General features: G+C 71.1%; 25 protein-coding genes and 1 other RNA gene. 10 read left to right on the forward strand and 16 right to left on the reverse strand.

Annotated elements, in window-relative coordinates; genetic code table 11:
• Positions 1 to 143: 143 nt before the first annotated feature.
• Positions 144 to 377 carry a DUF3099 domain-containing protein gene (locus ACYVC6_RS16090; protein WP_460715429.1) on the reverse strand — a complete coding sequence of 78 codons (234 nt, stop codon included), beginning with the start codon at positions 375 to 377 and terminating at the stop codon, positions 144 to 146.
• Positions 378 to 949: 572 nt separating this feature from the next.
• Positions 950 to 1,285, reverse strand: a complete 336-nt coding sequence (locus ACYVC6_RS16095; RefSeq protein WP_460715430.1) for a DUF7674 family protein — start codon at positions 1,283 to 1,285, stop codon at positions 950 to 952.
• 684 nt (positions 1,286 to 1,969) lie between these two features.
• Between ACYVC6_RS16095 and ACYVC6_RS16100 the strand changes: the two genes are divergently transcribed.
• Together ACYVC6_RS16100 and ACYVC6_RS16105 are read left to right on the forward strand one after the other, a co-directional pair.
• The gene (locus tag ACYVC6_RS16100) at positions 1,970 to 2,512 is read left to right on the forward strand and encodes a hypothetical protein (protein ID WP_460715431.1); all 543 of its coding nucleotides are present in this window, start codon (positions 1,970 to 1,972) and stop codon (positions 2,510 to 2,512) included.
• Between the two features lie 158 nt (positions 2,513 to 2,670).
• Complete coding sequence (locus tag ACYVC6_RS16105) at positions 2,671 to 3,246, forward strand: GNAT family N-acetyltransferase (protein ID WP_460715432.1); 576 nt, start codon at positions 2,671 to 2,673, stop codon at positions 3,244 to 3,246.
• Positions 3,247 to 3,258: 12 nt separating this feature from the next.
• On the opposite strand, the gene ACYVC6_RS16110 is transcribed toward ACYVC6_RS16105, so the two are convergent.
• Genes ACYVC6_RS16110 through ACYVC6_RS16120 form a run of 3 tightly spaced genes read right to left on the reverse strand, consistent with a single transcriptional unit; the run spans position 3,259 to position 5,832 of the window.
• A complete protein-coding gene (locus tag ACYVC6_RS16110; RefSeq protein ID WP_460715433.1) occupies positions 3,259 to 3,927 on the reverse strand; it encodes a response regulator transcription factor in 669 nt (222 codons plus the stop codon).
• Positions 3,912 to 5,474: a sensor histidine kinase gene (locus ACYVC6_RS16115; protein WP_460715434.1), complete on the reverse strand. Its 1,563-nt coding sequence runs from the start codon at positions 5,472 to 5,474 to the stop codon at positions 3,912 to 3,914. The genes ACYVC6_RS16110 and ACYVC6_RS16115 overlap by 16 nt, the downstream gene beginning before the upstream one ends.
• The gene (locus ACYVC6_RS16120; protein ID WP_460715436.1) at positions 5,428 to 5,832 is read right to left on the reverse strand and encodes a hypothetical protein; all 405 of its coding nucleotides are present in this window, start codon (positions 5,830 to 5,832) and stop codon (positions 5,428 to 5,430) included. The genes ACYVC6_RS16115 and ACYVC6_RS16120 overlap by 47 nt, the downstream gene beginning before the upstream one ends.
• A 116-nt stretch (positions 5,833 to 5,948) precedes the next feature.
• Here ACYVC6_RS16120 and ACYVC6_RS16125 point away from each other — a divergent pair, with 116 nt between their 5' ends.
• The 4 genes from ACYVC6_RS16125 to ACYVC6_RS16140 are packed head-to-tail and all read left to right on the forward strand — an operon-like array spanning position 5,949 to position 10,588.
• Positions 5,949 to 7,508, forward strand: a complete 1,560-nt coding sequence (locus ACYVC6_RS16125) for an AMP-binding protein (RefSeq protein WP_460715437.1) — start codon at positions 5,949 to 5,951, stop codon at positions 7,506 to 7,508.
• A gap of 16 nt (positions 7,509 to 7,524) precedes the next feature.
• On the forward strand, positions 7,525 to 8,646 hold the full coding sequence (locus ACYVC6_RS16130) for a Nif3-like dinuclear metal center hexameric protein (protein ID WP_460715439.1): 1,122 nt from the start codon (positions 7,525 to 7,527) through the stop codon (positions 8,644 to 8,646).
• Complete coding sequence (locus ACYVC6_RS16135; protein WP_460715440.1) at positions 8,625 to 9,386, forward strand: zinc ribbon domain-containing protein; 762 nt, start codon at positions 8,625 to 8,627, stop codon at positions 9,384 to 9,386. The genes ACYVC6_RS16130 and ACYVC6_RS16135 overlap by 22 nt, the downstream gene beginning before the upstream one ends.
• Positions 9,383 to 10,588, forward strand: coding sequence for a bifunctional RNase H/acid phosphatase (locus tag ACYVC6_RS16140; protein ID WP_460715441.1), 1,206 nt, complete (start codon positions 9,383 to 9,385; stop codon positions 10,586 to 10,588). Before ACYVC6_RS16135 ends, ACYVC6_RS16140 begins: the two co-directional genes overlap by 4 nt.
• Here the strand turns inward: ACYVC6_RS16140 and ACYVC6_RS16145 are convergent.
• The 3 genes from ACYVC6_RS16145 to yaaA form a co-directional block, all read right to left on the reverse strand.
• The gene (locus ACYVC6_RS16145; protein WP_460715442.1) at positions 10,523 to 10,984 is read right to left on the reverse strand and encodes a hypothetical protein; all 462 of its coding nucleotides are present in this window, start codon (positions 10,982 to 10,984) and stop codon (positions 10,523 to 10,525) included. The genes ACYVC6_RS16140 and ACYVC6_RS16145 overlap by 66 nt on opposite strands.
• A gap of 79 nt (positions 10,985 to 11,063) precedes the next feature.
• Positions 11,064 to 12,167, reverse strand: coding sequence for an alpha/beta hydrolase family protein (locus ACYVC6_RS16150; protein WP_460715443.1), 1,104 nt, complete (start codon positions 12,165 to 12,167; stop codon positions 11,064 to 11,066).
• A gap of 30 nt (positions 12,168 to 12,197) precedes the next feature.
• The gene (gene yaaA, locus ACYVC6_RS16155) at positions 12,198 to 12,977 is read right to left on the reverse strand and encodes a peroxide stress protein YaaA (protein WP_460715444.1); all 780 of its coding nucleotides are present in this window, start codon (positions 12,975 to 12,977) and stop codon (positions 12,198 to 12,200) included.
• A gap of 34 nt (positions 12,978 to 13,011) precedes the next feature.
• Between yaaA and ACYVC6_RS16160 the strand changes: the two genes are divergently transcribed.
• Positions 13,012 to 14,478 carry an RNB domain-containing ribonuclease gene (locus tag ACYVC6_RS16160; RefSeq protein WP_460715445.1) on the forward strand — a complete coding sequence of 489 codons (1,467 nt, stop codon included), beginning with the start codon at positions 13,012 to 13,014 and terminating at the stop codon, positions 14,476 to 14,478.
• Here the strand turns inward: ACYVC6_RS16160 and ACYVC6_RS16165 are convergent.
• A complete protein-coding gene (locus ACYVC6_RS16165; RefSeq protein ID WP_460715447.1) occupies positions 14,465 to 14,914 on the reverse strand; it encodes an NUDIX domain-containing protein in 450 nt (149 codons plus the stop codon). The genes ACYVC6_RS16160 and ACYVC6_RS16165 overlap by 14 nt on opposite strands.
• Before the next feature lie 76 nt (positions 14,915 to 14,990).
• Between ACYVC6_RS16165 and ACYVC6_RS16170 the strand changes: the two genes are divergently transcribed.
• From ACYVC6_RS16170 to ACYVC6_RS16180, 3 genes are all read left to right on the forward strand, one after another.
• Positions 14,991 to 17,171, forward strand: a complete 2,181-nt coding sequence (locus tag ACYVC6_RS16170) for a molybdopterin-containing oxidoreductase family protein (protein ID WP_460715449.1) — start codon at positions 14,991 to 14,993, stop codon at positions 17,169 to 17,171.
• A 111-nt stretch (positions 17,172 to 17,282) separates the two neighbouring features.
• A complete protein-coding gene (locus ACYVC6_RS16175) occupies positions 17,283 to 18,656 on the forward strand; it encodes a TrkH family potassium uptake protein (RefSeq protein ID WP_460715450.1) in 1,374 nt (457 codons plus the stop codon).
• On the forward strand, positions 18,649 to 19,314 hold the full coding sequence (locus ACYVC6_RS16180; protein WP_460715451.1) for a potassium channel family protein: 666 nt from the start codon (positions 18,649 to 18,651) through the stop codon (positions 19,312 to 19,314). The genes ACYVC6_RS16175 and ACYVC6_RS16180 overlap by 8 nt, the downstream gene beginning before the upstream one ends.
• 31 nt (positions 19,315 to 19,345) lie before the next feature.
• On the opposite strand, the gene rnpB is transcribed toward ACYVC6_RS16180, so the two are convergent.
• From rnpB to ACYVC6_RS16215, 7 genes are all read right to left on the reverse strand, one after another.
• Positions 19,346 to 19,744, reverse strand: an RNA gene (rnpB, locus tag ACYVC6_RS16185) — RNase P RNA component class A.
• 22 nt (positions 19,745 to 19,766) lie between these two features.
• Positions 19,767 to 20,174 carry a DUF779 domain-containing protein gene (locus tag ACYVC6_RS16190; RefSeq protein ID WP_460715452.1) on the reverse strand — a complete coding sequence of 136 codons (408 nt, stop codon included), beginning with the start codon at positions 20,172 to 20,174 and terminating at the stop codon, positions 19,767 to 19,769.
• Positions 20,175 to 20,194: 20 nt separating this feature from the next.
• Positions 20,195 to 21,718, reverse strand: coding sequence for an aldehyde dehydrogenase (gene adh / locus ACYVC6_RS16195; RefSeq protein WP_460715453.1), 1,524 nt, complete (start codon positions 21,716 to 21,718; stop codon positions 20,195 to 20,197).
• A gap of 123 nt (positions 21,719 to 21,841) precedes the next feature.
• Positions 21,842 to 23,125, reverse strand: a complete 1,284-nt coding sequence (locus tag ACYVC6_RS16200; RefSeq protein WP_460715454.1) for a GAF domain-containing protein — start codon at positions 23,123 to 23,125, stop codon at positions 21,842 to 21,844.
• A 55-nt stretch (positions 23,126 to 23,180) separates the two neighbouring features.
• Positions 23,181 to 24,020, reverse strand: coding sequence for a transglutaminase family protein (locus ACYVC6_RS16205; protein WP_460716497.1), 840 nt, complete (start codon positions 24,018 to 24,020; stop codon positions 23,181 to 23,183).
• Between the two features lie 24 nt (positions 24,021 to 24,044).
• Positions 24,045 to 24,989: an alpha-E domain-containing protein gene (locus tag ACYVC6_RS16210; protein WP_460715455.1), complete on the reverse strand. Its 945-nt coding sequence runs from the start codon at positions 24,987 to 24,989 to the stop codon at positions 24,045 to 24,047.
• Complete coding sequence (locus tag ACYVC6_RS16215; protein WP_460715456.1) at positions 24,983 to 26,608, reverse strand: circularly permuted type 2 ATP-grasp protein; 1,626 nt, start codon at positions 26,606 to 26,608, stop codon at positions 24,983 to 24,985. Before ACYVC6_RS16215 ends, ACYVC6_RS16210 begins: the two co-directional genes overlap by 7 nt.
• Positions 26,609 to 26,617: the final 9 nt, after the last annotated feature.

Raw genomic sequence — 26,617 nt, forward strand, 5'->3', positions numbered from 1 at the left:
GGCGGCGCAATGGGGCACCTTGGTGGCGAGCGGATCGCGCTAGATCCGGACGCCGCAGCGCACGTCGCGGGCGTCGAGATTCCGACGCACCGGCGGAGTCGCCTGGGTCGGCGCCGGGCAGATGACTACCGGCGCGCGCGTCGTCAGTGGTCCTCGCCCCAGTTGGCGATGACCACGGCTATCGGTGGGAGCACGGCAGCGACGACTGACATGACCACGGCTGCCGTCGTCGACCACAACCGGACCAGGTTCCAGGCCAGCAGAATCAGCACCAGACAAACGCCCATCAGGGCGAAGTACCACCGCTGACGTCGGCGCAGCCGCTCGCTCTGCGGCCAGCGCACCCCGCTGGCTGTGACGCGCTGGTGTCGCCTCATCGTCTCCACGATCCCACGCTGGCTGTCCGAAACGCGGGGCGGCAACGAGTTCGCTCATCGGAGAATCCTGTGTCCAGCAGGCGGCGGAAAGACCCGACGCGGCTCGCCAGCGATGCGCACTCTCATGCCGGTGCTCTCAACGGGTCGTCGCAACACTTCCTTGACTCAAGGAGGTCGCGATGGCGCGTCAGAGCTATGTCGCGCGCCGGGTCTGATGGAGGCTTCGACTGGTTCAACCATCGACGGCTCCACGGCGAGATCGGGGCTCGTCCCACCCGTCGAGTTCGAGAACGACCACTACCGGCACAACCCTGCGCCGACTACCGTCGCCGCGTCAGTTCAGAGCCTCCACTGAACCCGGCGCGCGACAGGGTCCGGCTCCCCGTCGGTTCATCAAGGGATCCAGGCGAACCTGCAGTTCCCATGCCGAGTTCACCTCGGGGAGTGCGGGTTGAGCGACCTCCCTTGATGAAACTGCGGCGACCTCAACTCGGCACGACCGATCGGCGGCAGAAGCGGATGGCCGCGGAGCTCCAGAAGCGTTCACGCTACGCGCTAGAAGCGGATGCCTTTCAGCGTCCCAGTTCGGCTCGGAGGGCAGGTGGCCACCGCTCCAAGAGCGCATCCGACTCGCCGGGATAGACACCGAAGTCCTCGACGAATGACACGGCGACGGCGTTGATGACGTAGTCGTCACCTTCGCGAAGGCACCGGTCGATGAATGCAAGGACGCGGTCCGTAACAGCCACCTCACCGGCGGCATGGGCGTTCACGGTCATGCGCAACAGGTCGCCCATCAGCACGTGCAGTAGCAGCTCGTCGTTGTCGGCCAAGTGTTCTGCGACCACGTCCCCCGACTCAGGCACAGCGGCAGCCAGTTCGCCTAGGAAATCCTCGCGCCGGACCACGAGAGCACTATGCCCCTTGGACCTATGCAACGTCCGCACATCGGCAGGAGCGCGCTAGTCGCCGCATGACCGGACGGCCGCTCGGTGGCATGAGCGGTCAGTCCACTGGCTGCGACTCCGGACCGACCTTGATCGAGTTGCTGGCTGCAGGAGGCACACCGACCTTCTGACACAAGCGACACAGGAACAGGTCGGGCACGTCCCGTGGCTTGGCCCGGCGGTCGTACCTGGTCGATAGAACCGTGTCCTGCCAGCCGTGCTGTCGGCACTCGACACGGGGATACGGCCAGAGATCCACGTGATCAGCGTAAGGACGCGCCGCGTCCGCCCTCGGCCAACAGCCCCCAACGCGGCAGATCCGTGCGTCTCCGAGCGAGGCGGTCACGGAGTACGACGGCCTCCGGCCGGGTCACCAGCCCCGAGACCCACCGGGGGTCGCCCCCCGCTGACCTGTTGCGAGGGTCCCCGCCGGGAGTTGGCCGGCGGTCGCGCTGTGCTGCGCCTGGTTGGTGACGTGTGCCGGTGGTCTGGGGGACTTCTGGCTCTGACGCTTGTGGCATCGGCCGGGTGAGGTTGGGGTGTGTGCTCCGTGTGGGCGGGGCGCTTGGAGGTCGGAGCGGTGATGTCCGGGAACAGCCCGGCCTGCCGGCCGGGGTCCGCGGCGTCACGGCTGCGGCAGGCTGGATGCACTCGTTGGTGGTCGGGGACGACGGGGTGGTCTACGGCACCGGGAGCAGCGACTATGGACAGCTGACCGGGACCGGGAACCGGGCCACGCTGACCGCGTTGACCGGCCTGCCGGCCGGGGTCCGCGGCGTCACGGCCGCGGCCAGCTGGTACCACTCGTTGGTGGTCGGGGACGACGGGGTGGTCTACGGCACCGGGCGCAACAATTATGGGGAGCTGACCGGGACCGGGAACCGGACCACGCTGACCGCGTTGACCGGGCTGTCGGCCGACACCACCGCCCCGCGAACGACCATCACCAAGCACCCCAAGAAGAAGACCCGCAGCCACACGGCGAAGTTCGTCTTCAAGTCCAACGAGCCGGGCTCGACGTTCAAGTGCAAGCTGGACAAGAAGAAGTGGAAGAAGTGCAAGTCGCCCACCAAGTACCAGAACCTCAAGGTGGGCAAGCACAAGTTCCAGGTGCGGGCCATCGACGCCGCCGGCAACCTCGACCCGACCCCGGCCGTCTGGAAATGGAAGATCAAGCCGAGGACCTGAACCAACCCAGCCAAGTGACCGGCGACGCCGAGAGGGCCCGGACCACACGGGCCAGGGGCGACCTACCGATTCACACCGCATCGGGCTCCTGACGGCGTGATCGCCCTCTGCACCGTCAAGGACGCGGGTTGTCCGTCGTGGCGGCTACCTTCCCCCTCGTGGAGACGGAGACCTACACGACCCGGCTGCTCACCACTGACACCTGGGACGACTTCGCGGCGCTCGTCGAGGCCAACAACGGCGTCTGGGGAGGGTGCTGGTGCATGGGCTTCCACCCCGAGGGCGTCGGCGCGGGGCGCACCGCCGAGGGCAACCGCGAGGCAAAGCGTGGCCACATCGAGCGTCGGACGGTGCACCAGGTGCTGGTCTACGACGGCAGCGCCTGCGTGGGGTGGTGCCAGTACGGCTCACCGGCCGAGCTGCCCAACATCAAGAACGCCGCGAAGTACGAGCAGGGACTGGTCGAGCTGCCGCGCTGGCGGATCGGCTGCATCTTCACGGGCAGCAAGCACCGCGGCCGGGGTGTCGCTCGCGCTGCGGTCGCCGGTGCCTTGGAGGAGATCCGGGCCGCCGGCGGTGGTGTCGTGGAGGCCTACCCGGAGCAGACCGTCGATCGCCCGGAGCAGCGCGGCTCCTACCTGCACACCGGGCCTGAGGAGCTCTACGCCGACTTTGGCTTCGTCCGGGACCGGCGGATCGCCAAGTGGCGCTGGGTGATGCGGCTCGAGATCTGAATCCCGAATGGGTCAGCCGGCGAACCGGTAGCCCATGCCCCGCACCGTGGCGATGGCCTCGGCACCGAACTTCTTGCGCAGGTAGCCCACGTAGACGTCGACCACATTGGACCCGGGGTCGAAGTCGAAGCCCCAGACCTGGTCGAGCAGCTGCTCACGGGAGAGCACCTGGCCGGAGTTGGTCATCAGGACCTCGGCGAGCCGGAACTCCCGGGCCGACAGCTCCACCTCCTTGCTGCCCACCCTCGCCCGGCGGGTGCGGAGGTCGAGGCTCACGCCGCCGGCCTCGAGGACGTCACCTCGCCCGTCACTCGTGTCGCTGCGCTGGCGCAGCCGCAGATGGACCCGCGCGAGCAGCTCGGCGAACCGGAAGGGCTTGGCCATGTAGTCGTCCGCGCCACCCTCGAGGGCACTGACCGTGTCGGTCACCGAGTCGCGGGCGGTCAGCACGATGACGGGCAGCTTGGAACCCTGCGAGCGGAGCTGGTCGAGGACGTCGAACCCGTCGAGGCTGGGCAGCCCGATGTCGAGCACCATCAGGTCGAACTCGCCCGACATCGCGTGGTCCAACCCCTCCCGGCCGTCGGCGACCACGGTCGTGAGGTGACCGTCGGCGCGCAGGCCCTTGGAGACGAAGGAGGCGATCCGCTCCTCGTCCTCGACGATCAGGACCCGTGCCATATGGGCAGCTCCTCGGTCTGGTCCTCCACCTGGGCGACGACCGCGGTGTCGACCGCGGTGTCGAGATCGTCGGCTAGCTCTGGATCCGGAGTCGGGTCGATCGGGATGACCAGGGTGAACACGGCGCCAGTGGGCCGGGCATCTGACACCGTGACCGTGCCCTGGTGGGCCAGGGCGATCGCCCGGACGATCGACAAGCCGAGGCCGAAGCCCTCGTCGTGCTCCGGGACGATGCTGCGACCGAACCGCTCGAAGATCTGCTCCTTGTCACGTGAGGGAACGCCCGGGCCGGAGTCCCGGACCCAGAGGCGGGCGACGCCGGCGTCGTAGGACGAGCCGAGCGCGATCTCGTCGCCGGGCTCTGTGTGCTTCACGGCGTTGTCGCACAGCTGGAGGAGGGCCTGGGTGAGGCGCTGCTCGTCGACGTCCGCGGTCACGCTCGCGGTCTCGTCGAGGGACCAGCGCCGGTCGCCCAGCGCCCGGGCCTTCGCAAGAACGTCCACGGTCAGGCCGGTGAGGTCGACCGGCCGCCGGGTGACGAAGTCTGGCCGGTCGCTCTTGGCGAGCAGGATGAGGTCGCCGACCAGCCGGGCCATCCGGTCGACCTCGTCGAGCAGGAGCTCCCGGGTCTCCGCGATCTCCTCCGGGCTGCCGACGTCGAGGAGCTCGAGATGACCGCGCAGCACCGTGAGCGGGGTCTTGAGCTCGTGGCCGGCGTCGTCGAGGAACTGGCGCTGCCCCACGAACGCCGACTCGAGCCGGTCGAGCATCCCGTTGACGGTGTGGGTGAGCGCCGTGATGTCGTCGTTGCCGGACACCGGTAGCCGGCGTGACAGGTCGGAGTCCGACACCTCGTCGGCGGTCTCGCGCAGGGTGCGCAGCGGCGCGAGCAGGCGGCCGGCCTGCGACCAGGCGAGCGCCGTGATCAGGATGAGGGACAGCAGGGCCACGATCGCGTAGGTCCGGATGGTGTCCTGGAGACCGGCTCGGGTGTCGGTCAGGTAGGTCACCACGATCAGGGCGCCGACGTCGCCGTCGGCGAACTGCACGGTCTGGGCGTTCAGCAGCAGCTCGTCCTCGTCCTGCACGATCGACGTGGTGCCGTTGGTGGTCGCGATGGACGCCGCAGCCTCCCGGAACTGCGGGGTCCCGGCGTCGATGCCGGGGTCGGCGGAGGTCTGTCGGACGTCTCCGTCGAACCAGGCGACCAGCGTCTCGTGCTCGCTGGGCACCTGGGTGAGCAGGAAGCCCTCGAGCAGCTCACCCACGGTGTTGAGCCGGCCGCCCGTGGCGTCGTCGGACTGGAACGTCGCGAGCTCGCGGAACTCCTGGTCGACGGTGTCGGCGACCTGTTCCTCGATGCGCTGGGACTCGATGAGGAAGACGATCGTGCCGGCCCCGGTGAGGGCCAGCGCGACGAGCAGCGCCGTGGTCGCGGTGATCCTGGTGCGGACGGAGACGCCCGGCCGGCTCGGTCGGGCGTCCTCGCGCGCCGATGCGTCAGTCGTCGTCGCCACCGCCGTGGTCGTCGTCGCGGTCGTCGTCATCGCCGCCGCCCCCGGACGAGCCCGAGCCACCGTGCCCCTCGTCGTCCCGGTCGTCATCGACGTCGTCGGGAGTGGGGATCACGGTCTCGATGTCGTCCGAGTCGTCCTCCCGGCCGTCGCTGTCGTCGCTCTGGTCGTCAGTGGGGTCATCGGTCGGGGAGGCCGAGGGTGACGAGGACGGCGTCGACCCCTCGGAGGGGGAGCCGGAGGAGCTGGTCTTCTGGATGATGATCGTCTCCCGCTCGCGCGGCTCGTCCGCGGCGGAGGCGACCAGCGACCCCGCCACGAACGCGCCCATCGGCAGCAGGAGTGCCAGGGCGAGGAAGATCTTCCAGAGTGCGGGCAGGCGGGATGGCATGACACCCATGATCTTGCCCGATGGTGGGGCGCGAGTGAGAGCGCCATGAGAGGTCTCTCACCGGATCAGGTCTGGTGCAACCTGTCGACAACCTCGGCGAACTAGGGTCGGGTGGCATGCACGTCCCCTTCAGCGTCACTGACTTCCTCGACCGCGCCGTGCAGGTCTACGGCGACCGCGTGGGGGTCGTCGACGAGCCCGACCAGCCCGCCTCCTCGTTCGGCGAGGTGACCTACGCCGAGCTGGGCGCTCTCGCCCGTCGCCAGGCGGCCCGGCTCGACCAGCGCGGCATCGGGGTCGGCGACCGGGTGGCGGTCGTGAGCCACAACAGCGCCCGGCTCCTCACCTCGTTCTTCGGCGTCTGCGGCTCCGGCCGGGTTCTGGTGCCGGTGAACTTCCGGCTGCGGCCGGACGAGGTGCGCTACATCGTCGAGCACTCCGGCGCGCGAGTGCTGTACGTCGACCCCGAGCTCGACGAATCGCTCTCCGGGGTCGAGGCCGAGCACAGGTTCGTGCTGGGCGACGACGACGAGCTGTTCGCCGAGGAGGGCGTCGAACCACAGCCGTGGGAGCCCGACGAGACGGCCACCGCCACCATCAACTACACCTCCGGGACCACGGCTCGGCCCAAGGGCGTGCAGATCACGCACCGCAACATCTGGACCAACGCGGTGACCTTCGCCCTCCACGCCGGGGTGACCGACCGCGACGTCTACCTGCACACGCTCCCGCAGTTCCACGCCAACGGGTGGGGCATGCCGTTCGCGATGACCGGGCTCGGCGTACCCCACGTCATCCTGCGCAAGGTCGACGGTGCGGAGATCCTGCGCCGGGTCGAGCAGCACGGAGTCACGGTCATGTGCGCCGCGCCAGCCGTCGCCGCAGCCGTCCTTGAGGCGGCCCAGACGTGGGAGGGCGAGATCCCGGGACGCGACCGGGTGCGGATCATCATGGCCGGAGCGCCGCCGCCGACGAAGACGGTCGTGCGGGTGCAGGAGGAGCTCGGCTGGGAGTTCATCCAGATCTACGGCCTCACCGAGACCTCACCTTTGCTCACGGTCAACCGCACCCGTCAGGAGTGGGACGACCTGCCGGCCGAGGAACGTGCCGCCAAGCTGGTGCGCGCCGGCGCGCCGGCCATCGGCGTCACGCTCAAGATCTCTGAGCCCGGCGACGGCGACAGCGCTGAGACGGGCGGGGAAGTCCTGGCCCGGTCCAACGTCGTCCTCGAGGGCTACTGGGAGCAGCCCGAGGAGACCGAGCGGGCGCTGGAGGGTGGCTGGTTCCACACCGGGGACGGTGGGGTCATCGGAGACGACGGCTACCTGTCGATCATGGACCGCAAGAAGGACGTGATCATCACCGGCGGTGAGAACGTCTCCTCGATCGAGGTCGAGGACGTGCTGTTCTCCCATCCCGCGGTCGCCGAGGTCGCGGTGATCGGTGTCCCCAGCGAGAAGTGGGGCGAGACGATCAAGGCGCTGGTCGTGCTGGCCGAGGGCGCGGAGGTCACCGAGGCCGAGCTGATCGCCTGGTGCAAGGAGAAGGCGGCCGGCTACAAGGCCCCGACCTCGATCGAGTTCCGCGAGGTGCTGGCCCGGACCGCGACCGGCAAGCTGCAGAAGTTCAAGCTGCGTGCGCCGTACTGGGAGGGCCGGGACCGGCAGGTCAACTGACGGTTACCCTCCGTGCGTGGCCACGCTGAGCGACGTCGTCGACCTGCTGCACGGCTGGTACCCGCCCGGCACGGCCGACTCGTGGGACGCCGTCGGGCTGGTGGCGGGTGACCCGGACCAGCCGGTCCACAAGGTGCTGTTCGCCGTCGACCCGGCGCCCGCTGTCGCCGAGGAGGCCGCCACGTGGGGGGCGGACCTGCTGGTCGTCCACCACCCGCTGTTCCTCAAGCCGGTGCACGGCATCGCCAGGACGACCCCGAAGGCCCGGACGCTCGGGGTGCTGCTCGACGCCGGCTGTGCGCTGCTGACCGCGCACACCAACGCCGACCAGGCGGTGGGTGGGGTGAGCGAGGCGCTGGCCACGACCCTCGGCCTGCGCAACCTGGCGCCGGTCCTGCCCCGGGACCCGGCGCCGGTCGACAAGCTCACGGTCTATGTGCCCGCGGCCGATGCCGAGCGGGTGCGCGAGGCGCTGGCCGCGGCCGGGGCAGGTGTGATCGGTGACTACGACTCGGCGTCGTTCAGCGGCCCCGGCGAGGGCCGTTTCCGTCCCCGCGCGGGGGCGGCCCCGGCCGTCGGCGAGGTGGGCCGACTGGAGGTGGTCGACGAGGTCCGGGTCGAGGTCGTGCTGGCCCGCCCGCTCCGCGCGGCCGTCGTGACGGCGATGCTTGCGGTCCATCCCTACGAGGAGCCGGCGTACGACGTCGTGGAGCTCGCTCCCGCGACCAGCGGCGAGACGGGGTCCGGACGGATCGGGGACGTCGACCCGACGACGCTCGGCGAGTTCGCCGGCCTGGTGGCCGACCGCCTGCCCCGGACGGCCGGGGGAGTGCGCGTCGGCGGCGACCCCGAGCGGCCGGTGGGCCGGGTCGCGGTCTGCGGCGGGGCGGGCGACTTCATGCTCGACGCGGTGCTCGCCACCGACGCGGACGTCTATGTCACCAGCGACCTGCGGCACCACCCGGCGAGCGAGTTCCTGGAGCATGGCGGGCCGGCGCTGGTCGACGTCGCCCACTGGGCCGCCGAGTGGACCTGGCTGCCGGTCGTGGAGACGAAGGTGCGGGCTGCGCTGGGCGATACGGTGGGCACCCGAGTGAGCACCGTCGTCACAGACCCATGGCAAGGAGCCTCCCACTGAAAGCCGATCCCGCCGCCCAGCTGGCCCTTCTCGACCTGCAGGCGATCGACGCCCGGGCCGACGTGCTGCGACACCAGCGACGCAGCCTGCCCGAGCTGGCCGAGATCGCGGCCCTCCAGGAGTCGCGGGCCGGGTTCGATGCCCAGCGCCGGGACGCGCAGATCCTGGTCGACGACCTGACCGCCGAGCAGCTGAAGGTCGACGCCGATGTCGAGCAGGTGAAGGCCCGCCGGACCCGCGACCGCGATCGGATGGACCAGGGGCTGATCACCAACCCCAAGGACCTCGAGCGGATGCAGGGCGAGCTGGAGTCGCTGCAGCGGCGGATCACCGCGCTCGAGGACGAGGAGCTCGAGGTGATGGCGCGGCTCGAGGACGCCCAGAAGGACCTCGACTCGTTCACCGCCCAGGTCACCGCCGCCGACGAGCGGCTCGCCGTGCTGGCCGGCGCCCGGGACGAGAAGCTGGCGGCTCTCGACGCCGAGCTCGCCGGCCTGGACGCGCAGCGGCGGCCCGCCGCCGAGGGGCTGCCGGCCGACCTCCTCGCGCTCTACGACAAGCTGCGCGAGTCCAAGGGCGGAGTGGGCGCCGCCGAGCTCCGGGCCCGTCAGTGCGGGGGCTGCCGGCTCACCCTCGACGCGCACGAGATCGGCGAGATCCGGGCGCTGCCCCAGGACGAGGTCGTGCGCTGCGAGGAGTGCCAGCGGATCCTCGTGCGCACCGCAGAATCGGGCCTGTGAGCGACCCGTTCCGCCACCGCAAGGTGGTCATCGAGGTCGACGGCGGCTCCCGCGGCAACCCCGGGCCGGCGGCGTACGGCGCGGTGCTCAAGGACGCCGAGACCGGTGAGGTGATCGCCGAGGACGGCTCGACGATCGGCTTCGCGACCAACAACGTCGCGGAATACAGCGGCCTGATCGGCGGCCTGAGGCTGGCCGCGGAGTTCGCCCCACACGCCGAGATCGAGGTACGGCTGGACTCCAAGCTCGTCGTCGAGCAGATGTCCGGACGCTGGAAGATCAAGCACCCGGACATGAAACCACTGGCGGCGGAAGCCGCCAGCCTGGCGCCGTTCGGGACGACGTACACCTGGGTGCCGCGCGCGCAGAACGCGCACGCCGACCGGCTCGCCAACGAGGCGATGGACGGGAAGCGCAACGGGGTCACCACGCCGGGAGCTGCTGATGACGACCCGTCCCTGATCGAGGAGATCGAGGACCCGGCACCGGGCCCGGTGGCCACCCCGTCGAGGGGATGGGGACCGCCGACCGCGGCGCCGACCACGCTGGTGCTGGTGCGCCACGGCGTCACCGCGCACACGTCGGCGAAACGGTTCTCGGGCGGTCTGGGCGGCGACAACCCTGGGCTGAGCGAGGAGGGCCGGGCGCAGGCCCGCGCCACCGCCGACTGGCTCGCCCCCCTCGCGGAGCGGGTCGACGCCGTGCTCACCTCGCCGGTGCGCCGGACCCGGGAGACCGCCGAGGTGATCGCCGGGATGCTGGGCCGTCCGGTCGGCGAGGAGCCCGGTTTCGCCGAGATGGAGTTCGGTGCCTGGGACGGGTTGACCTTCGCCGAGGTGGCCGAGCGCGACCCGGCCGGCCTCGAGGCCTGGCTGGGTCAGCTGGACCAGGCGCCCCCGGGTGGCGAGTCGTTCGAGACCGTCGAGGAGCGGGTGCTGGACGCGCTCGCGCGGGTGCGTGCGGCACATGAGGGCCGGACCGTGGTCGTCGTCAGCCACGTGACGCCCATCAAGGTCCTGGTCAGCAACGCGATCGGCGCGCCGCTCGAGGGCGTGTTCCGGATGGAGCTGTCACCTGCGTCGGTGAGCGTGGTGTCCTACTACCCGGAGGAGGCGGGGATCCCGGACCGAGCCTCGCTACGGCTCTACAACGCCCGGCCGCCCGGCAACGACGCGTTCGCGGGGGCCGCCACCAGCTGGTGAGCCGCGGTCGTGCTCGCCGAGCAGGAGCCCCAGGCCGACCTGGACGAGACCGACGATCAGGTAGAAGACCTGAAGCCCGGCGAACACGTGCAGGATCACGACTTCCAGCAGGATCCAGCCCACCAGGACCGACCCGGCGACGACCGAGGCGCTCGCCGTGGCCCTGGACCGGCGGAAGGCGAGCACGGTGAGGACCGCCTGTGGCACGAACACCAGCACCGCGAGCGCCGAGCCGGCCAGGAAGAGACTGTCGAACGGCAGCTTCTCGGTGTAGTCACCGAGGGTGAGCCAGCCCGATATCAGGCCCACCGCGCCGCCCAGCGACCCGAGCGCGTTGAAGGCGGCGACGACGAAGATCGCCCAGCGCCACCGGGACGCGACCCCGACCCTGGTCATGGGACAAGTCCAGCGCAACAGGACGACGACCGGCAGAGCCGATGGTCCCGCAGGGACGGGTCCGAGGTCGGAGCAGACCTCAGGCGAGGTGCTGGTCGAAGAACCGGATCGTGCGGTCCATCGCGGCGTTGAACGCCGGCCCGAACGCGTGGCCGTCGTCGTACCACTGGAGCTGCGCGTCGACGCCGGCGCTCACCAGGGCTTGCCGGGTCGCGGTCGCCCAGCGCGGCGGGCACGTGTCGTCCGCGCGCCCGTGGACCATCAGGACCGGCTCGGTGATCCGGTCGAAGTGGGGGCGGGAGGAGTTGGCCAGCCAGAACTCCGGGTTGTCCTCGGGCAGCCCGTAGCGCCGGCCGGGGTCGTCGGGGCGTGAGGTGTCCGCGGGGTCGTTGCGCTGGAACTGGTCGTAGTTCTCGCCCTCCAGCGACGAGACCGACGCCCAGGGTGCCGCCGCCTGCACCAGGCCCGGTTCGGCGATGAGCGCCTTGAGGATGACGCCGCCGCCCATCGACCGCCCCATGAGAGCTATCCGGTCGTCGGCGACAGGGACGTCGGTCGATGCCTGCAGTGCCTTGACCGCGTTGATGACGTCGGCGCTGTAGCCGAGCCGCATCCGCAGCTGGTAGCGCGGGTCGTCGTCGGACTCGGCGTGGTTGCGGTAGTCGACATGCAGCGCGACGTAGCCGCGGGAGGCGAGGTAGCCACGCTCCCGGGTCATCCCCTGGCCGCGCTCGTAGACGTCGGGGTCGATGTAGCCGTGCGCCAGCACGACCGCGGGAAATGGCCCGGGTCCCTTGGGCACGTTGAGCACGCCCGAGATCGTGAGGGACTCCTCGCCGCGTGGGGTCGAGCTGCGGCTGCGGTAGGTGACGTCGTAGGACGTGTAGGCGGCGGTGTCCTCGCGGACCGCGCCCAACCGGAGCCGGTCGCCGCGGTGGGTCTGCTGGTCCAGCCCGAGCACCGACACGAACGGCGCCGCGGACTCCGACGGTTGCGGTGGCTGCGACGGCTCCGGCCGGTCCGACTCGGTACTGGGCACGTCGACGGGGGGCGGGCTGCCGGACGGGCCGCCTGTGGACGGCTCGGGCGAGGGTGCGGCCGAGGGCTGGTCTGGCGGCCCGTCGGTGGTGCACCCGGACAGGAGGAGCCCCGCCACCACCGCGACGACCAGCCGTGCGCGCATGCGAGTCACCGTACGGCGACCCACCAAGGCTCAGAGCTCGCTGACCACCACGTCCAGCCGGGTGCCCGCGCGGCCGGGCTCGTCGACCTCCACGGTCCAGCCGAGGTCGCGCAGCGCCTCGGCGAGCCTCGTGGGGGAGCGCGGGGCCGCGCCCGCCTCCAGCAGCTGGCGGACGATCCTGCCCTTGGTCGCCTTGTTGAAGTGGCTGACAACCTGCCGTTTCCCGGCCACCTCGTGCAGCACCCGCACGGTCGCCACCTGGCGCGCGAGCGAGGTGGGAGGCCGCCAGAACGCGGCATACATGCTGCTGCGCAGGTCCACGAGCAGCCGGTCGCCGACGAGTGCCTCGATGGCCGGGCCCAGCGATCCACGCCAGTGTGCGGCCACGCCGCCGAGGCCGGGCAGGACCGCGTCCCCCGAGAGGCGGTAGGCCGGGATGCGGTCGGCCGGGCCCACGAGCCCGAACAGGCTGGAGGTCACCAGCAGCCGCGACGTGGCACGGCGCCGGGCGGCGGAGCTCAGCGTGGCCGGCGACAGCACGTCGTAGAGCACCCCGGCGTAGACCTGGTCCGCGCGCGCCGTCGGGGCCGTGCGGAGCCGGGCGTCGAGGTCGACCAGGTCGAGCTGTGACTTCGGGACGCCCAGGACGCGCACCGCCGCGGCCGGGTCGCCGGAGCAGAGCGAGACCAGCGCGTCGAGGACACGCTCCCTGGCTGCGGTCAGCGCCGGCAGGCTGAGGGTGGCGAGATCGAGCGGTTTGCCACGTCGGGGTGCCGTCTTGCCCTCGCTCGGGGGCAGCAGCACGATCACTGGGACATCACCGGGACACCGTAGGGTCGGGGCCATGTGGGGCAACCGCGTGGTCAGCGTCCGCCCGCCGTTGGTGGGGCCCGAGCCGGCGCAGGGAGTCGCCGCCGACACCCTCCGGTCCGGCATCTCGCAGATCCAGGCCGAGCTCGAGGTCAGCCCGTCGTTCCCCCCGGAGGTGGAGGCCGCAGCGGCGGCCGCCGCCGCGAACCCGCGGCTGCCTGAGCTCGACCGCACCGACCTCCCCATGGTCACGATCGACCCACCGGGCTCGATGGACCTCGACCAGGCGCTCCACCTGGTCCGCGACGGAGACGGCTACGTCCTGTCCTACGCGATCGCCGACCTTGGGGCCTTCATCACCCCTGGCGACGTGGTCGACGTCGAGGCGCACCACCGCGGTCAGACCTTGTACGGCGCCGATTCCAAGGTGCCGCTGCATCCCAAGGTGCTCTCCGAGGACGCCGCCTCACTGTTGCCGGACCAGGTCCGACCGGCGCTGCTGTGGACGATCCGGCTCGACTCCGACGGCTCACGGACGGACGTCGAGGTCGAGCGTGCGTTGGTGCGCTCGATCGCCAAGCTGACCTATGAGGACGCGCAGCGGGCCATCGACGACGGCTCGGCCTCGGAGCCGCTGCACCTGCTCAAGGAGGTCGGGGAGCTCCGCCTCGTCCGCGAGGCCGCCCGGGGTGGGATCTCGCTGCCGACCCTCGAGCAGGAGGTGCATGTCGCAGAGGACCGGTTCCGGCTCCAGTTCCGCGACATGCTGCCGGTCGAGAGCTGGAACGCGCAGATGTCCCTCCTCACCGGGTTCGCCGCGGCGTCGCTGATGGTCTACGCCCGGGTCGGCCTGCTGCGCACGCTGCCCGACCCCGACCACCGCGACGTCCAGCGGCTGCACCGCACCGCCCGGGCGCTGGGCATCGAGTGGCCGGCCGAGCTCCTGTACGCCGACCTGATCCGTGAGCTCGACCCGACCCAGCCGGACCAGGCCGCGCTGATCGTGTCCAGCACCCAGCTGTTGCGGGGGAGCGGCTACGTCGCCTTCGACGGCGAGGTGCCCGCCGAGCCGCGGCATGCCGGGCTTGCCGCCGAGTACGCACACGTCACGGCGCCGCTGCGGCGGCTGGCCGACCGCTACGCCTCCGAGGTCTGTCTCGCGCTCTGCGCGGGTGACGAGGTGCCGGAATGGGTACACGCGGCGTTGCCCGGCCTCCCGGCCACGATGCAGCGGACCAGCCAGCTCGCGAACCGCTACGAGCAGATGGTGCTCGACCTGGTCGAGGCGGGCGTGCTGCGGACCCGCGTGGGCGAGTCCTTCCACGGTGTGGTCGTCCACGTCGACGACCGGGAGCCCACCCGGGGCATCGTCACGGTCCGCGACCCCGCGGTCGAGGCGCCGCTCGTCTCCGCCTCACCGCTCCCGCTCGGCACCGAGGCTCAGGTGCGGCTCACCACGGCGGACGTGGCGTCGCGGAAGGTCGAGTTCACCCTCGAGTGAGGTCGACCCACTCGCGCAGGGTCTCGGCGCTTGTCCAGGCTTCCCGGAACGCGGGGTGCAGCCTCATGGAGCCGACCTCGTCGGCGGCCACCCAACGGTGCGCGGCGCTCTCAGCGCGGTCCTCGAGCCGGAGCTGCTCGGTGGCTCGGGCGAAGACTGTCTCGTAATGCCAGCCACCGCACTCGGCGAAGTACGACCCCAGCGTCTCGACGCCGGCCGGGTCGACGCCCAGCTCCTCGCGGGCCTCGCGCAGAGCGGCCTCGACGCTCGTCTCCCCGCGTTCGCGGGCACCGCCCGGGATGGACCAGGTGCCGCCCTGATGGGCCCACCGGGCCCGCAGCTGCAGCAGCACCCGGCCGTCGTGCGCCACCAGCAGTCCGGCCGCGCCACGGGGTCCCCAGTGGGCATGACCGAGGGTGCAGGTAGCCCAGCTCATGGGCACATTGTGCTGGCCCGGTGAGCGGGCCAGGCAGACCATTGCGGGCACGTCGGGCCCGCACCACAATCGGGTGATGGGTGCGGACCCGGTTCCGACGTACTGCCCGTTGTGCGTGTCGCGCTGCGGGGCGCGGGCCGAGGTTGCCGACGGGAGGTTCCTCGCGCTGCTGCCGGACCCGTCTCACCCGACGGGCAAGGCCATCTGCGTCAAGGGCAAGGCGGCACCCGAGATTGTGTATCACCCCTCCAGGCTTCTCCACCCGATGAAGCGGACGAGCCCCAAGGACTCCGCGGATCCCGGGTGGGAGCGGATCAGCTGGGACGAGGCCCTGGACGAGGTGGCCGGCCGGCTGACGGCGCTCGCCGCCTCGGACGGGCCCGAGTCGGTGGGGTTCAGCTCGAGCTCGCCGTCCACGTCCGCGATCAGCGATGCGATCGACTGGGTCCAGCGGCTGGTCCGCTGCTTCGGCAGCCCGAACTTCTGCACCTACATGGAGCTGTGCGGGTGGGGCCGCTACCTCGCACCGCTCTACACGTTCGGGGCCTCCGTGCCCGGCGTCTACCTGCCGGACCTCGACAACGCCGGCTGCATCCTGTTCTGGGGCTACAACCCGAGCGTCGCCCGGCTCGCTCATGCCACCAGCACCGCCGCCGCCGTCGCGCGCGGCGCAAAGCTGATCGTCGTCGACCCGCGCAAAGCCGGCCTGGCCGCGAAGGCAGACCACTGGCTGCGGGTCCGGCCGGGCACCGACGCGGCGCTCGCCCTGTCCATGACGCATGTGATGATCTCGAACGGCTGGTACGACGGCGACTTCGTCCGCGAGTGGACCAACGCGGCCGACGAGGTGGACGGCCACCCGGTCTGGGACCTGCTCGCGGCGCGCTGTGCCGACTACCGGCCGGAGGTGGCGGCCGAGATCACCGGGGTGCCCGCTGCGGAGATCGTCGAAGCGGCGCGGACGATCTGGGAGGCCCGCCCGGTCGCGTTCTACACGTGGAGTGGGTTGGAGCAGCACAGCGGCACGACGCAGACGATGCGCGCGATCAACGTCCTCTACGCCCTGACCGGCAGCCTGGACGTCCCGGGCGGGAACGTGCTGTTCGAGGCGGTGCCGTCAAACCCCATCGACGGGATGGAGCTGCTGACCGACGGACGCCCACCGGCGGTGGGCGTCGCGCAGCGACCGCTGGGACCCGCCCGGTTCGAGTTCGTCACGGGGGAGGACTTCTACACCGCTGCCCTCGACGGGCGGATCAAGGCGCTGGTGAGCTTCGGCGGCAACATGGTGATGGCCCACGGCGACAGCGCCCGGGGACGCGACGCCCTGCGGAGCCTGGACTTCTTCGTCCAGGCAGACCTGTTCATGACGCCGACCGCCGAGCTGGCCGACATCGTGCTGCCGGTGACGACGCCGTTCGAGTCCGAGGCGCTGAAGATCGGTTTCGAGTACAGCCAGGAGGCGCAGTCGCTGGTCCAGCTGCGCCAGCCGCTCGTCCCGCCGCGCGGCGAGACCCGCTCGGACCTGCAGATCGTGTTCGACCTCGCGGCCCGGCTGGGCCTTGGCTCGCACTTCTGGGGCGGCGACATCGAGGCGGCGTTCCGCCATCAGCTCGCGCCGAGCGGAATCACCCTGGAGGAGCTGCGGGCCAACCCGGCCGGCGTGCGGGTGCCGCTGACCACCCGGTACCGCAAGTACACCGACACAGGGTTCGCGACCCCGTCACGGAAGGTGGAGCTCTACTCGGCCACGCTGGCCGCCCATGGCTACTCGCCGCTGCCGGAGTTCGTGGAGCCGCTCACCAGCCCCCGCTCCCGGCCGGATCTTGCCGACCGCTACCCGCTGGTGCTCAGCTGTGCGAAGTCGCTGTTCTTCTGCGAGACCCAGCACCGTCAGGTCGCCGCGCTGCGCAAGAGCGCGCCCGACCCGCAGGTCGAGATCCACCCGGCCACGGCCGGGGCCCGCGGCATCGCCGCCGGGGACTGGGTATCCCTGGACACACCGCACGGCAGCGTCAGGGCCCGGGCGAAGCTCAACGCCAGCCTCGACCCGCAGGTCGTCTTCGGCCAGCACGGCTGGTGGGAGGCCTGCGACGAGCTGGGGCTTCCCGGCTACCCGGCGTACGGGCCGGACAGCGCGAACCTCAACCTGGTGCTGCGACAGACGCCGAGCGACCCGATCAGTGGCAGCTCACCCCTGCGGGCGTCCGTCTGCGAGGTGGCCCCGCTGCGCCCAACCGACCCCGTAGGGGCGTGACCTGGGCCCGAGGGTCAGGTCGCCCAGCCGTGAGGTCGACCCAGCGGGCCGCCGATGATGACTTGCCCTACGGTGTCCCGCGGTACGACAAGCACCGAGGCAGGGCGGATCATGGGCGACGCAAGGGGCACGACCGCGGGCGGGCTGCGCCGACGCCGTGTGTTCTTCCGGCATCCGGGTCAGGTCCTGGTGTTCGCGTTCGCCGTGGCGATCGGGGTGGGGACAGCCCTGTTGATGCTCCCGGCATCGCGAAGCGGCGCGGGCAGTGCTTCGTTCACCGACGCGCTGTTCACCTCGACCAGCGCCGTCTGCGTCACCGGTCTGGTCGTCGTGGACACGCCGACGTACTGGTCGACCTTCGGCGAGGTGGTCATCCTGGCTCTGTTCCAGGTCGGCGGGTTCGGGATCATGACGTTCGCGTCCGTCCTCGGCCTGCTCGTCTCGCGGCGGATGGGCCTGCGCACCCGTCTCACTGCGGCGGCGGAGACGAAGGCCCTCGGCCTGGGCGACATGGGTCAGGTGGTGCGAGGCGTCATCAAGGTCAGCCTGATCTTCGAGGGCGTCACCGCGCTCCTGCTGACGCTGAGGTTCGCGATCGGCTACGACGAGAGCCCGGGCCGGGCCGCCTACCTCGGGGTGTTCCACGCGGTGTCGGCCTTCAACAACGCCGGGTTCGCCCTCTACAGCGACAGCCTGGTGGGTTTCGTGGACGATCCCTGGATCTGCCTGCCGATCGCCGGCGCCGTGATCGCCGGCGGCCTCGGGTTCCCAGTGCTGTTCGAGCTGCGGCGCGAGCTGTGGCGGCCTCCTGGCTGGAGCCTGCACACCAAGATGACCCTCACGGGCACCGGGATCCTGCTTCTGGGCGGCGCACTCTTCGTCACCGCGAACGAATGGACCAACCCCGGGACGCTGGGTGGTCTGGACCCACCCGGGCGGATCCTGGCGGGCTTCTTCCATGCGGTGATGCCGCGCACGGCGGGCTTCAACAGCGTCGACTACGGGCAGGTGGAGGAGGGCACGCTGCTCGCGACCACCGTGCTGATGTTCATCGGAGGGGGCTCGGCCGGCACCGCCGGAGGCATCAAGGTGACCACGTTCTTCCTGCTGTTCTTCGTCATCTACGCCGAGGTGCGAGGCGAGCGACGGGTCAACGTCTTCGACCGCCAGGTCGACGACCGCGCCATCCGGCAGGCGCTGACCGTGGCGCTGCTGTCGATCGCTGCCGTGGTGTCGGCATCGCTGATCCTGCTGGCCGGCACGACGTTCGAGACCGAGGACGTGCTCTTCGAAGTCACCTCGGCCTTCGCGACGGTCGGGCTGTCGACGGGAATCACCGCGCAGCTGCCGACCTTCGGGCACTATCTGCTGGTGGGTCTGATGTTCTTGGGCCGTCTTGGGCCGATCACCCTGGTGTCGGCACTGGCGCTGCGTGAGCGCCACCGCATGTACGAGCTACCGGAAGGACGGCCGATCATTGGCTAGGTCGAACAAGGCCGACGGCGTGGTGGTGATCGGTCTCGGCCGATTCGGCAAGTCGCTCGCCCTCGAGCTGGTCAAGGAGGGCACCGAGGTCCTCGGCATCGACGGGGACCGCGAGATCGTCGACTCGGTCGCCGGCCGGCTCACCCACGCCGTGGTCGCCGACGGGACGAACGCGGAGGCGATGCGTCAGCTCTCCGTCCACGAGTTCGACCGCGCGGTGATCGGGGTCGGCAACGATCTCGAGTCGAGCATCCTCTCGGCGTCGGTCGTCCTCGAGCTCGGCGTCGCGAACGTCTGGGCGAAGGCGATCAGCCACGCCCACGCCCGGATCCTCACCCAGGTCGGAGTGCATCACGTCGTCCGTCCCGAGCACGACATGGGCAAGAAGGTGGCGCACCTGGTCCGCGGCAGGATGCTCGACTACATCGAGTTCGACGACGGCTACGCGATCGTCAAGACCCGTCCGCCGAGCCGGATCTTCGACATCCCGCTCGGCGACACCCACATCCGCTCGACTCACGGCGTCACCATCGTCGGGGTCAAGCGGGCGGGCGAGGACTTCACGCACGCGACCGCCGAGACCGTGGTGAAGGACGGCGACCTGATCATCGTGTCCGGTGGGCAGGACGCCGTGGAGCGGTTCAGCGAGCTGACCTGACCCAGGCGGTCGCGGGGCGCCGGCGGGAGTGCGGACGGGCTGGCCTGTAGGCCGGGTTCTGTGCCCGGGTCCCTCGCGGGAGTCCGGGTGACGACCATCCATCTACGAGCACCGTTGCCGGTGCCCTCAAGCGATCCACCCGCGCACTCGGGCGGGCCGCCCTCGAACGTGCGCTGTTCGATCTTGCTCCAGGTGGGGTTTGCCTAGCCGATCCGGTCGCCCGGGCCGCTGGTGGTCTCTTGCACCACCGTTTCACCCTTGCCCTGCTCCGATCTCTCGGGGCGGGGCGGTCTGTTCTCTGTGGCACTGTCCCGCGGGTTTCCCCGGGTGGGTGTTGCCCACCACCTTGCCCTGTGGAGCCCGGACCTTCCTCGGCGGCGTATCCCCGGTCTCCCGAGAGGTACGCCGACGCGGTCGTCCGGCCAGCCCATCCGCTCGTCCAGTGTCGCAGGTCAGGGCGCGGGCAGGCCAGCGAGGACCTCCGCCTCCTCGTCGGTGAAGAGCCGCGAGCGGATGACGAACCGGTGGCCGGTGGGCGCCTCGATGGAGAAGCCGGCGCCGCGTCCCGGGACCACATCGATGGTCAGGTGGGTGTGCGACCAGTACGAAAACTGCTCGCGCGAGATGTGCACGGGCACGAGACCCGCCTCGTCGACTCCGGGCTCGGGGCCGATATCCAGGTCGCCGAGGTGCACGTCGGTAGGCCCGACGACGTAGAAGCCCTGGGTGAAGCACATCGGTGCCGAGCCGTCGCAGCAGCCACCGGACTGGTGGAACATCAGGGGCTTGCCGTGGGATGCCCGGAGGTCGCGGAGCAGGTCCGCGGCCTCCGGGGTCATCCCCACACGTTCCACCGTCATGCGCGTCGCCCGGGCGCGGCTCAGAAGAAGCCCTGGGCGTTCTCGGAGTAGCTCACCAGCAGGTTCTTGGTCTGCTGGTAGTGGTCGAGCATCATCGCGTGGTTCTCCCGGCCGATGCCGGAGGACTTGTAGCCGCCGAACGCCGCGTGCGCGGGGTAGGCGTGGTAGCAGTTGGTCCACACCCGGCCCGCCTGGATGTCGCGGCCGGCGCGGTAGGCCGTGTTGGTGTCGCGCGACCAGACACCGGCGCCGAGGCCGTAGAGCGTGTCGTTGGCGATGTCGATCGCGTCGGCGTAGTCGTCGAAGCCGGTCACGGACACGACGGGCCCGAAGATCTCCTCCTGGAAGATCCGCATCTTGTTGTGGCCCTGGAAGATCGTCGGGGCGACGTAGAAGCCGCCCGACAGGTCGCCGCCGAGGTCGACCCGCTCCCCGCCGGTGATGATGCGGGCACCCTCCTGAACGCCGATCTCGAAGTAGCTGAGGATCTTCTCGAGCTGGTCGTTGCTGGCCTGGGCTCCGATCATCGTGTCGGTGTCGAGCGGGTTGCCCTGCTTGACCAGCTTGGTGCGCTCCGTCGCGGCGGGTAGGAACTGGTCGAGGATCGAGTTCTGGATCAGCGCCCGGCTCGGGCAGGTGCAGACCTCGCCCTGGTTGAGGGCGAACATCGTGAAGCCTTCGAGCGCCTTGTCGTAGAACGCGTCGTCCTTGCTGGCGACGTCCTCGAAGAAGATGTTCGGGGACTTGCCGCCGAGCTCGAGGGTGACGGGGATGAGGTTCTGGCTGGCCATCTGCATGATCAGCCGGCCCGTCGTGGTCTCGCCGGTGAAGGCGATCTTGCGGATCCGGTTGGACGACGCCAGCGGCGCGCCCGCCTCGGTGCCGAAGCCGTTGACGACGTTGACGACGCCCGGCGGGAGCAGGTCGGCGATGAGCTCCATCAGCAGCATGATCGACGCGGGGGTCTGCTCGGCCGGTTTGATCACCACGGCGTTGCCGGCGGCCAGGGCGGGGGCGAGCTTCCAGACCGCCATCAGGAGCGGGAAGTTCCAGGGGATGATCTGGCCGACCACGCCCAGCGGCTCCAGGAAGTGGTAGGCGACCGTGTCGTCGTCGAGCTGGGAGAGGTGGCCCTCCTGTGCTCGGATGGCTCCGGCGAAGTAGCGGAAGTGGTCGACGGCGAGGGGCAGGTCGGCGGCCAGGGTCTCGCGCACCGGCTTGCCGTTGTCCCAGGTCTCGCCGACGGCGAGCATCTCCAGGTTGGCCTCGATCCGGTCGGCGACCTTGTTGAGGATCACCGCCCGCTCGGTGACCGAGGTCTTGCCCCACGCCGGCGCGGCGGCGTGGGCGGCATCGAGGGCGAGCTCGACGTCCTCGGCGGTGGACCGGGCCACCTCGCAGAACACCTTGCCGTTGACCGGCGAGATGTTCTCGAAGTACTGCCCCTTGACCGGCGCGACCCACTCGCCGCCGATCCAGTTGTCGTAGCGGGACTTGTAGGTCACCTTGGCGTCCGGTTGCCCGGGCTGGGCGTAGACGGTCATCGCTGTCTCCTCGATGTGGTTCCGATGTCGTGGTCATCCCGGACCGGCGTCCGGTGGCCCGACGCTAGGGACGAGGACGTTGCAGCAACGTTGCCGAGCGACGTGGCCGGCCAGCGTGGCTCGTCAGCCGAGTCGGCTGTCGAGCAGCTGCAGGTGCGCGTGTGCCTGGTGGAGCGCCGTGCCCGGTGGCAGGGTGCGGGTCGCGGCCTGCCACAGATCCCAGTCGTCGCGGCTGTGCGGGCTGTCGGCGAACCGCAGCAGCAGGGCCGGGTCGCGCTCGGCGATGACGGCCGCCCGGATCCGGGCGTGCAGGCTCTCCCGCAGCTCGACGACCCCCGGCGCGTCCGACGTCGGCAGCAGCGGGCCGGCGTAGAGCTCGACGGCCTCCGCCACCAGACCGCGCGCCAACAGCTGCCGGACGTCGCCGGCGTCGGTGGCGAGGGGCTCGGCCAGCCGGTAGGGCCGTGAGTGCAGGGCGACCGGAGCGAGGATCGAGCGCAGGCGAGAGACCTCCGCGCGCAGCGTCACCGCGGCGAGGTCCTGCTCGTTGAGCAGGGCCGCCAGGCGTTCGCCCGAGAGCCCGTCGGGATGGGCCGTCAGCAGGACCAGCAGCTCGCTGTGTCGCAGGCCGAGCCGGACCGAGGTGGTCGCGTCGCCCAGCGTGGCCCCGGCGAGGCCGAGGCTGCGGAGCACCCGCCGGTCGGCCGGCACGGGCGTGACGTCGGTCCCGAGCATCCGGCGCACCCGGAGCTCGCTCTCGACCGCGGCTACGGTGGCCCGCACCAGCGAGAGGGTGTGCGGAGCAGCGACGTCGTCGCCACCGGTGAGGTCCAGCATGCCGAGCACCGACCCGGTGTCGGGGTCGTGGATCGGCGCCGCCGTGCAGCTCCAGGCCGTCACCCGGCGGGACAGGTGCTCGTGGGCGAAGATCTGGACCGGCTGGTCCAGCGCCAGCGCCGTACCCGGCGCGTTGGTGCCGACGCAGTCCTCGCTCCAGCGGGCGCCCTCGACGAAGTGGATCGTCTCGGCGCGGCGCCTGGCGCCGGGCTGTCCCTCCACCCAGAGCAGCCGTCCGACCGCGTCGCTCACCGCGACGAGCAGGCCGGCCTCCACGGCGTCGTCGAGGAGCAGGCGCCGGATGACGGGCATCACGGGTGCGAGCGGATGGGCCTCGCGCCACGAGACCAGCTCGTCGTCCGCGAGCTCGACCGGGGCGGCGGCCCGCTCCGGGTCGACTCCGGTGGACACGCAGCGCTTCCAGGACTTGGCGACAAGGGGGCGTACGTTCGACCCGGCCCGCCCGGTCTCGAGGAACCGGTCGTGGGCCGTCGCCAGCGAACGCGACAGCGCCCGGGTGTCCTGTCCGGACCTCCAGGCGCGTCCCTCGTCGGTCAGCACGGCCGTCATGGTGTGACGAGCGTCGCACCGCGGGGGTTGGCCGGCGGTTGGGTGACGGCTGCGCTCAAGCCAGTCGCGTGATCTCGACCTGCACGAACATCTGCGACGTGGCGGCCCCGGAGTAGATGCCGGAGAGCGGCTTGACGTCGCCGTAGTCGCGGCCGGTCGCCACCGTGACGTAGTGGTCGGAGGGCTCGCGGTCGTTGGCCAGGTCGAAGGGGTGCCACCCGTCGTCCCACCACTCGACCCAGGCGTGCGAGTCACCTGCGACCGGCTCGCCGACCACCGGGTCGGCGGAGGGGTGGAAGTAGCCGGAGACGTAGCGCGCGGGGATGCCCAGCGACCGGAGCCCGCCGATGACCAGGTGCACCATGTCCTGGCACACGCCCGCACGCTGGCCCCAGGCGGCCGCTGCGGGCGTCCGGACGTCCGTGGAGCCCGGCCGGTGCTCGACCTCGTCGGCCACGAGACGGCACAGCGCCCGCGCCGCCTCGCCCGGCAGGGCCGAGTCCGCCCGGACCGCGGCCGCGCGGCGCGCGAAGTCGGCCGGCGGTGCGACCAGCTCGGGCAGCGTGAGGTATTCCGTCCACCGGTCGGCGACCTCGCGCTCGCCCAGGGCCTCCCAGGTCGTGCTGGGTGGTGGCGTCGGGGGCCGGTCGGTCACGACCGTCGAGGTGGCACGGACGGTCAACGAGTCATGCGGGTCGACGACCTCGAACGCCGTGACGTGGGTGCCGAAGTAGTCGCGGTACTCGTAGGTCCACGGCTTGGGCGTGACCTCGAGCCGGGAGTGCACGACGATCTGGCCCGGCGAGGTCACCGGCGTCATCCGGGCCTGGTTGTAGGACGCGACCGCCTTGCCGTCGTAGTCGAAGCCGGTCGTGTGCACGACCCGCAGCTGCATGCTCACCGCCCTCTCACCGGCCGATCACCCCTGGATCCCCTGCCAGACCAGCGCCTCGGAGCCGGCGAAGTAGCGCCGGGTGACCGCCTCGGTCGCCTGCGCGCAGGTGCGCTGCAGCCGCTCCATCTGGGCCGGAAGGTCGTCCATCAGGTCGGCGAGCGAGCGGTACTCCAGCTCGGCGCGCATCCGGCCGAGCAGCCGCTGCGCTTCGTTCTGGAAGCCGGCCCGCTGGCCCGAGGCCTCGAGGTTGTCGACGCACTGCTCGGCGCGGTTGAGGGCGAACACCACCGAGCGCGGGAACAGCCGGTCGAGGAGCAGGAACTCGGCGGCGCCGCGCTCGGTCTCCAGGCCGCGGTAGGTGCGCAGGAACGCCTCGTAGGCGCCGCAGGCCCGCAGCGTCGTGGTCCACGGCGCCCCGATGCCGCCCGACATCGCCGCCGTGGCGACCATCCGCGAGGTCATGTCGGCGCGCTCGACGCACCGACCCAGCATCAGGAAGTGCCAGCCCTCGTCGCGGGTCATGGTGGCGTCGGCGGTGCCGTTGACGAGGGCCGCGCGCTCACGCACCCACTGGAAGATCGCGGGGGGCCGCTGGGCGTGGAACTGGCCGGACGGGATGGCGCGGTAGGTCGTGTTGATGGCCTCCCACATCGGCACCGACAGCGTCTCGCGGGCCCGGCGGGCGCTCTCCCGGGCGGCACCGAACGCCGACGCGATCGACACCGGCGAACTCGGGTCGTAACAGAGGAGGTCGAGCGTCTGGGCGAGGTCGACGTGGGCCGGCGTTGACCCTGGGTCGTCGTCCTCGACGCCCATGACCGACAGCAGGGACCGGCAGGTCGTGGCCTCGTCGATGCCGGAGTCCTCGAGGATCAGCTGGGTCTGGACGTCGAGGATGCGGGCGGTGTCCTCGGCGCGCTCGACGTAGCGGCCGATCCAGAACATCGACTCCGCGATCCGGCTCAGCATGCGCGCCCTTGCTGCTGCTGCTCGGCCTGGGACTGCATCTCGCGCAGGACCGGACCGCTGGGCATCTCCGGCGCGTGCTTGGCAGGCGCCGGAGGCGGAGGGGCTGCCTCGGCCACGTGCTTCGGCCCGGCGGGTGGGGGTGGTGGCGGGCGCTCCTCGTCGGCGTTGTCCTCCAGGTCGGTCTGGGTCGGGCCGGCCAGGACCCAGGTGTCCTTGGACCCGCCGCCCCGTGACGAGTTGACGATCAGCTCGCCCTCGGCCAGGGCGACCCGGGTCAGGCCGCCGGGCAGGACCCACACCCGGTCGCCGTCGTTGACCGCGAACGGCCGGAGGTCGACGTGCCGGGCGCCCAGCCGGCCGTCGACGAACGTCGGCACCGTCGACAGCTGCACGACGGGCTGGGCGATCCAGGACCGCGGGTCCTCGAGCACCTTGCTGCGCAGCTCGTCGAGCTCGGCCCGGGTCGCCACCGGGCCGATGACGATGCCCTTGCCGCCCGACCCGTCGACCGGCTTGAGGACCAGCTCCTCGAGCCGGTCGAGCACCTCCTCGCGGGCCTCGGGCTCGCCGAGCCGCCAGGTGTCGACGTTGCGGATGACCGGCTCCTCGTCGAGGTAGTAGCGGATGAGGTCAGGCATGTAGGTGTAGACGAGCTTGTCGTCGGCGACGCCGTTGCCGATCGCGTTGGCGAGGGTGACGTTGCCGGCCCGGGCCGCGTCGACCAGGCCCGGGCAGCCGAGCACGGAGTCGGCACGGAAGTGCACCGGGTCGAGGAACTCGTCGTCGACCCGCCGGTAGATCACGTGCACCGGTTCGAGCCCCTTGGTGGTCCGCATCATCACCCGGCCGCGGCGACACTCCAGGTCGCGACCCTCGACCAGCTCGACGCCCATGGTGCGGGCCAGGAGCGCGTGCTCGAAGTAGGCGCCGTTGTAGACACCGGGCGTGAGGACCACGACCGTCGGGTCGGTGACGCCGGCCGGGGCCGCGGCCCGCAGCGCCGTCAGGAGCCGCTGGGGATAGGCCGCGACCGGGCGGATCCGGTGCTCGGAGATGGTCTCGGGCAGCGCCGCGGAGATCGCGCGGCGGTTGGTCATCACGTAGGAGACCCCGGAGGGCACCCGCACGTTGTCCTCGAGCACCCGGAACTCACCGGCGTTGTCACGGATCAGGTCGATGCCGGAGACGTGCACGCGGACGCCGTTCGGCGGCCGGACGCTGGCGGCGGCCCGGTGGAAGTGGGAGGACGTCGCGATCACCTGGCGGGGGATCACACCGTCGTTGAACACCTGCCCGGCGTCGTAGACGTCGGCGAGGAAGCGCTCCAGGGCCTTGACCCGCTGCTGGACCCCGCGGTCGATCGTGGACCAGGTGTCCATCTCGATGACCCGCGGCAGGATGTCGAGGGGGAACGCCCGCTCCTCGCCGCCGATGTCGAAGGTGACGCCCTGGTCGAGATAGCTCGCCTGCAGCGCCTCGACCCGACCCACCAGGTCCGGGGTGGTCATCGCGTCGAGCGAGGAGCGCAGCCGGCGGTAGGGCGGGCGCAGCGTGCTGCCGTCGAACATCTCGTCGTACGCCGGTCCGCGCGAGCCGTAGCCCTCGAACATGGCGTTCATGTCTCACGA

The organism is Nocardioides dilutus (assembly GCF_054779555.1).

What these genes read in the sequence shown, in the direction of transcription:
- ACYVC6_RS16090 (WP_460715429.1), bottom strand. Translation starts at nt 377, where the DNA reads ATGAGGCGACACCAGCGCGTCACAGCCAGCGGGGTGCGCTGGCCGCAG.
- ACYVC6_RS16100 (WP_460715431.1), top strand. Translation starts at nt 1,970, where the DNA reads ATGCACTCGTTGGTGGTCGGGGACGACGGGGTGGTCTACGGCACCGGG.
- ACYVC6_RS16110 (WP_460715433.1), bottom strand. Translation starts at nt 3,927, where the DNA reads ATGGCACGGGTCCTGATCGTCGAGGACGAGGAGCGGATCGCCTCCTTC.
- ACYVC6_RS16115 (WP_460715434.1), bottom strand. Translation starts at nt 5,474, where the DNA reads ATGACGACGACCGCGACGACGACCACGGCGGTGGCGACGACGACTGAC.
- ACYVC6_RS16120 (WP_460715436.1), bottom strand. Translation starts at nt 5,832, where the DNA reads ATGCCATCCCGCCTGCCCGCACTCTGGAAGATCTTCCTCGCCCTGGCA.
- ACYVC6_RS16125 (WP_460715437.1), top strand. Translation starts at nt 5,949, where the DNA reads ATGCACGTCCCCTTCAGCGTCACTGACTTCCTCGACCGCGCCGTGCAG.
- ACYVC6_RS16135 (WP_460715440.1), top strand. Translation starts at nt 8,625, where the DNA reads ATGGCAAGGAGCCTCCCACTGAAAGCCGATCCCGCCGCCCAGCTGGCC.
- ACYVC6_RS16145 (WP_460715442.1), bottom strand. Translation starts at nt 10,984, where the DNA reads ATGACCAGGGTCGGGGTCGCGTCCCGGTGGCGCTGGGCGATCTTCGTC.
- ACYVC6_RS16150 (WP_460715443.1), bottom strand. Translation starts at nt 12,167, where the DNA reads ATGCGCGCACGGCTGGTCGTCGCGGTGGTGGCGGGGCTCCTCCTGTCC.
- ACYVC6_RS16160 (WP_460715445.1), top strand. Translation starts at nt 13,012, where the DNA reads ATGTGGGGCAACCGCGTGGTCAGCGTCCGCCCGCCGTTGGTGGGGCCC.
- ACYVC6_RS16165 (WP_460715447.1), bottom strand. Translation starts at nt 14,914, where the DNA reads ATGAGCTGGGCTACCTGCACCCTCGGTCATGCCCACTGGGGACCCCGT.
- ACYVC6_RS16170 (WP_460715449.1), top strand. Translation starts at nt 14,991, where the DNA reads ATGGGTGCGGACCCGGTTCCGACGTACTGCCCGTTGTGCGTGTCGCGC.
- ACYVC6_RS16175 (WP_460715450.1), top strand. Translation starts at nt 17,283, where the DNA reads ATGGGCGACGCAAGGGGCACGACCGCGGGCGGGCTGCGCCGACGCCGT.
- ACYVC6_RS16190 (WP_460715452.1), bottom strand. Translation starts at nt 20,174, where the DNA reads ATGACGGTGGAACGTGTGGGGATGACCCCGGAGGCCGCGGACCTGCTC.
- adh (WP_460715453.1), bottom strand. Translation starts at nt 21,718, where the DNA reads ATGACCGTCTACGCCCAGCCCGGGCAACCGGACGCCAAGGTGACCTAC.
- ACYVC6_RS16200 (WP_460715454.1), bottom strand. Translation starts at nt 23,125, where the DNA reads ATGACGGCCGTGCTGACCGACGAGGGACGCGCCTGGAGGTCCGGACAG.
- ACYVC6_RS16205 (WP_460716497.1), bottom strand. Translation starts at nt 24,020, where the DNA reads ATGCAGCTGCGGGTCGTGCACACGACCGGCTTCGACTACGACGGCAAG.
- ACYVC6_RS16210 (WP_460715455.1), bottom strand. Translation starts at nt 24,989, where the DNA reads ATGCTGAGCCGGATCGCGGAGTCGATGTTCTGGATCGGCCGCTACGTC.
- ACYVC6_RS16215 (WP_460715456.1), bottom strand. Translation starts at nt 26,608, where the DNA reads ATGAACGCCATGTTCGAGGGCTACGGCTCGCGCGGACCGGCGTACGAC.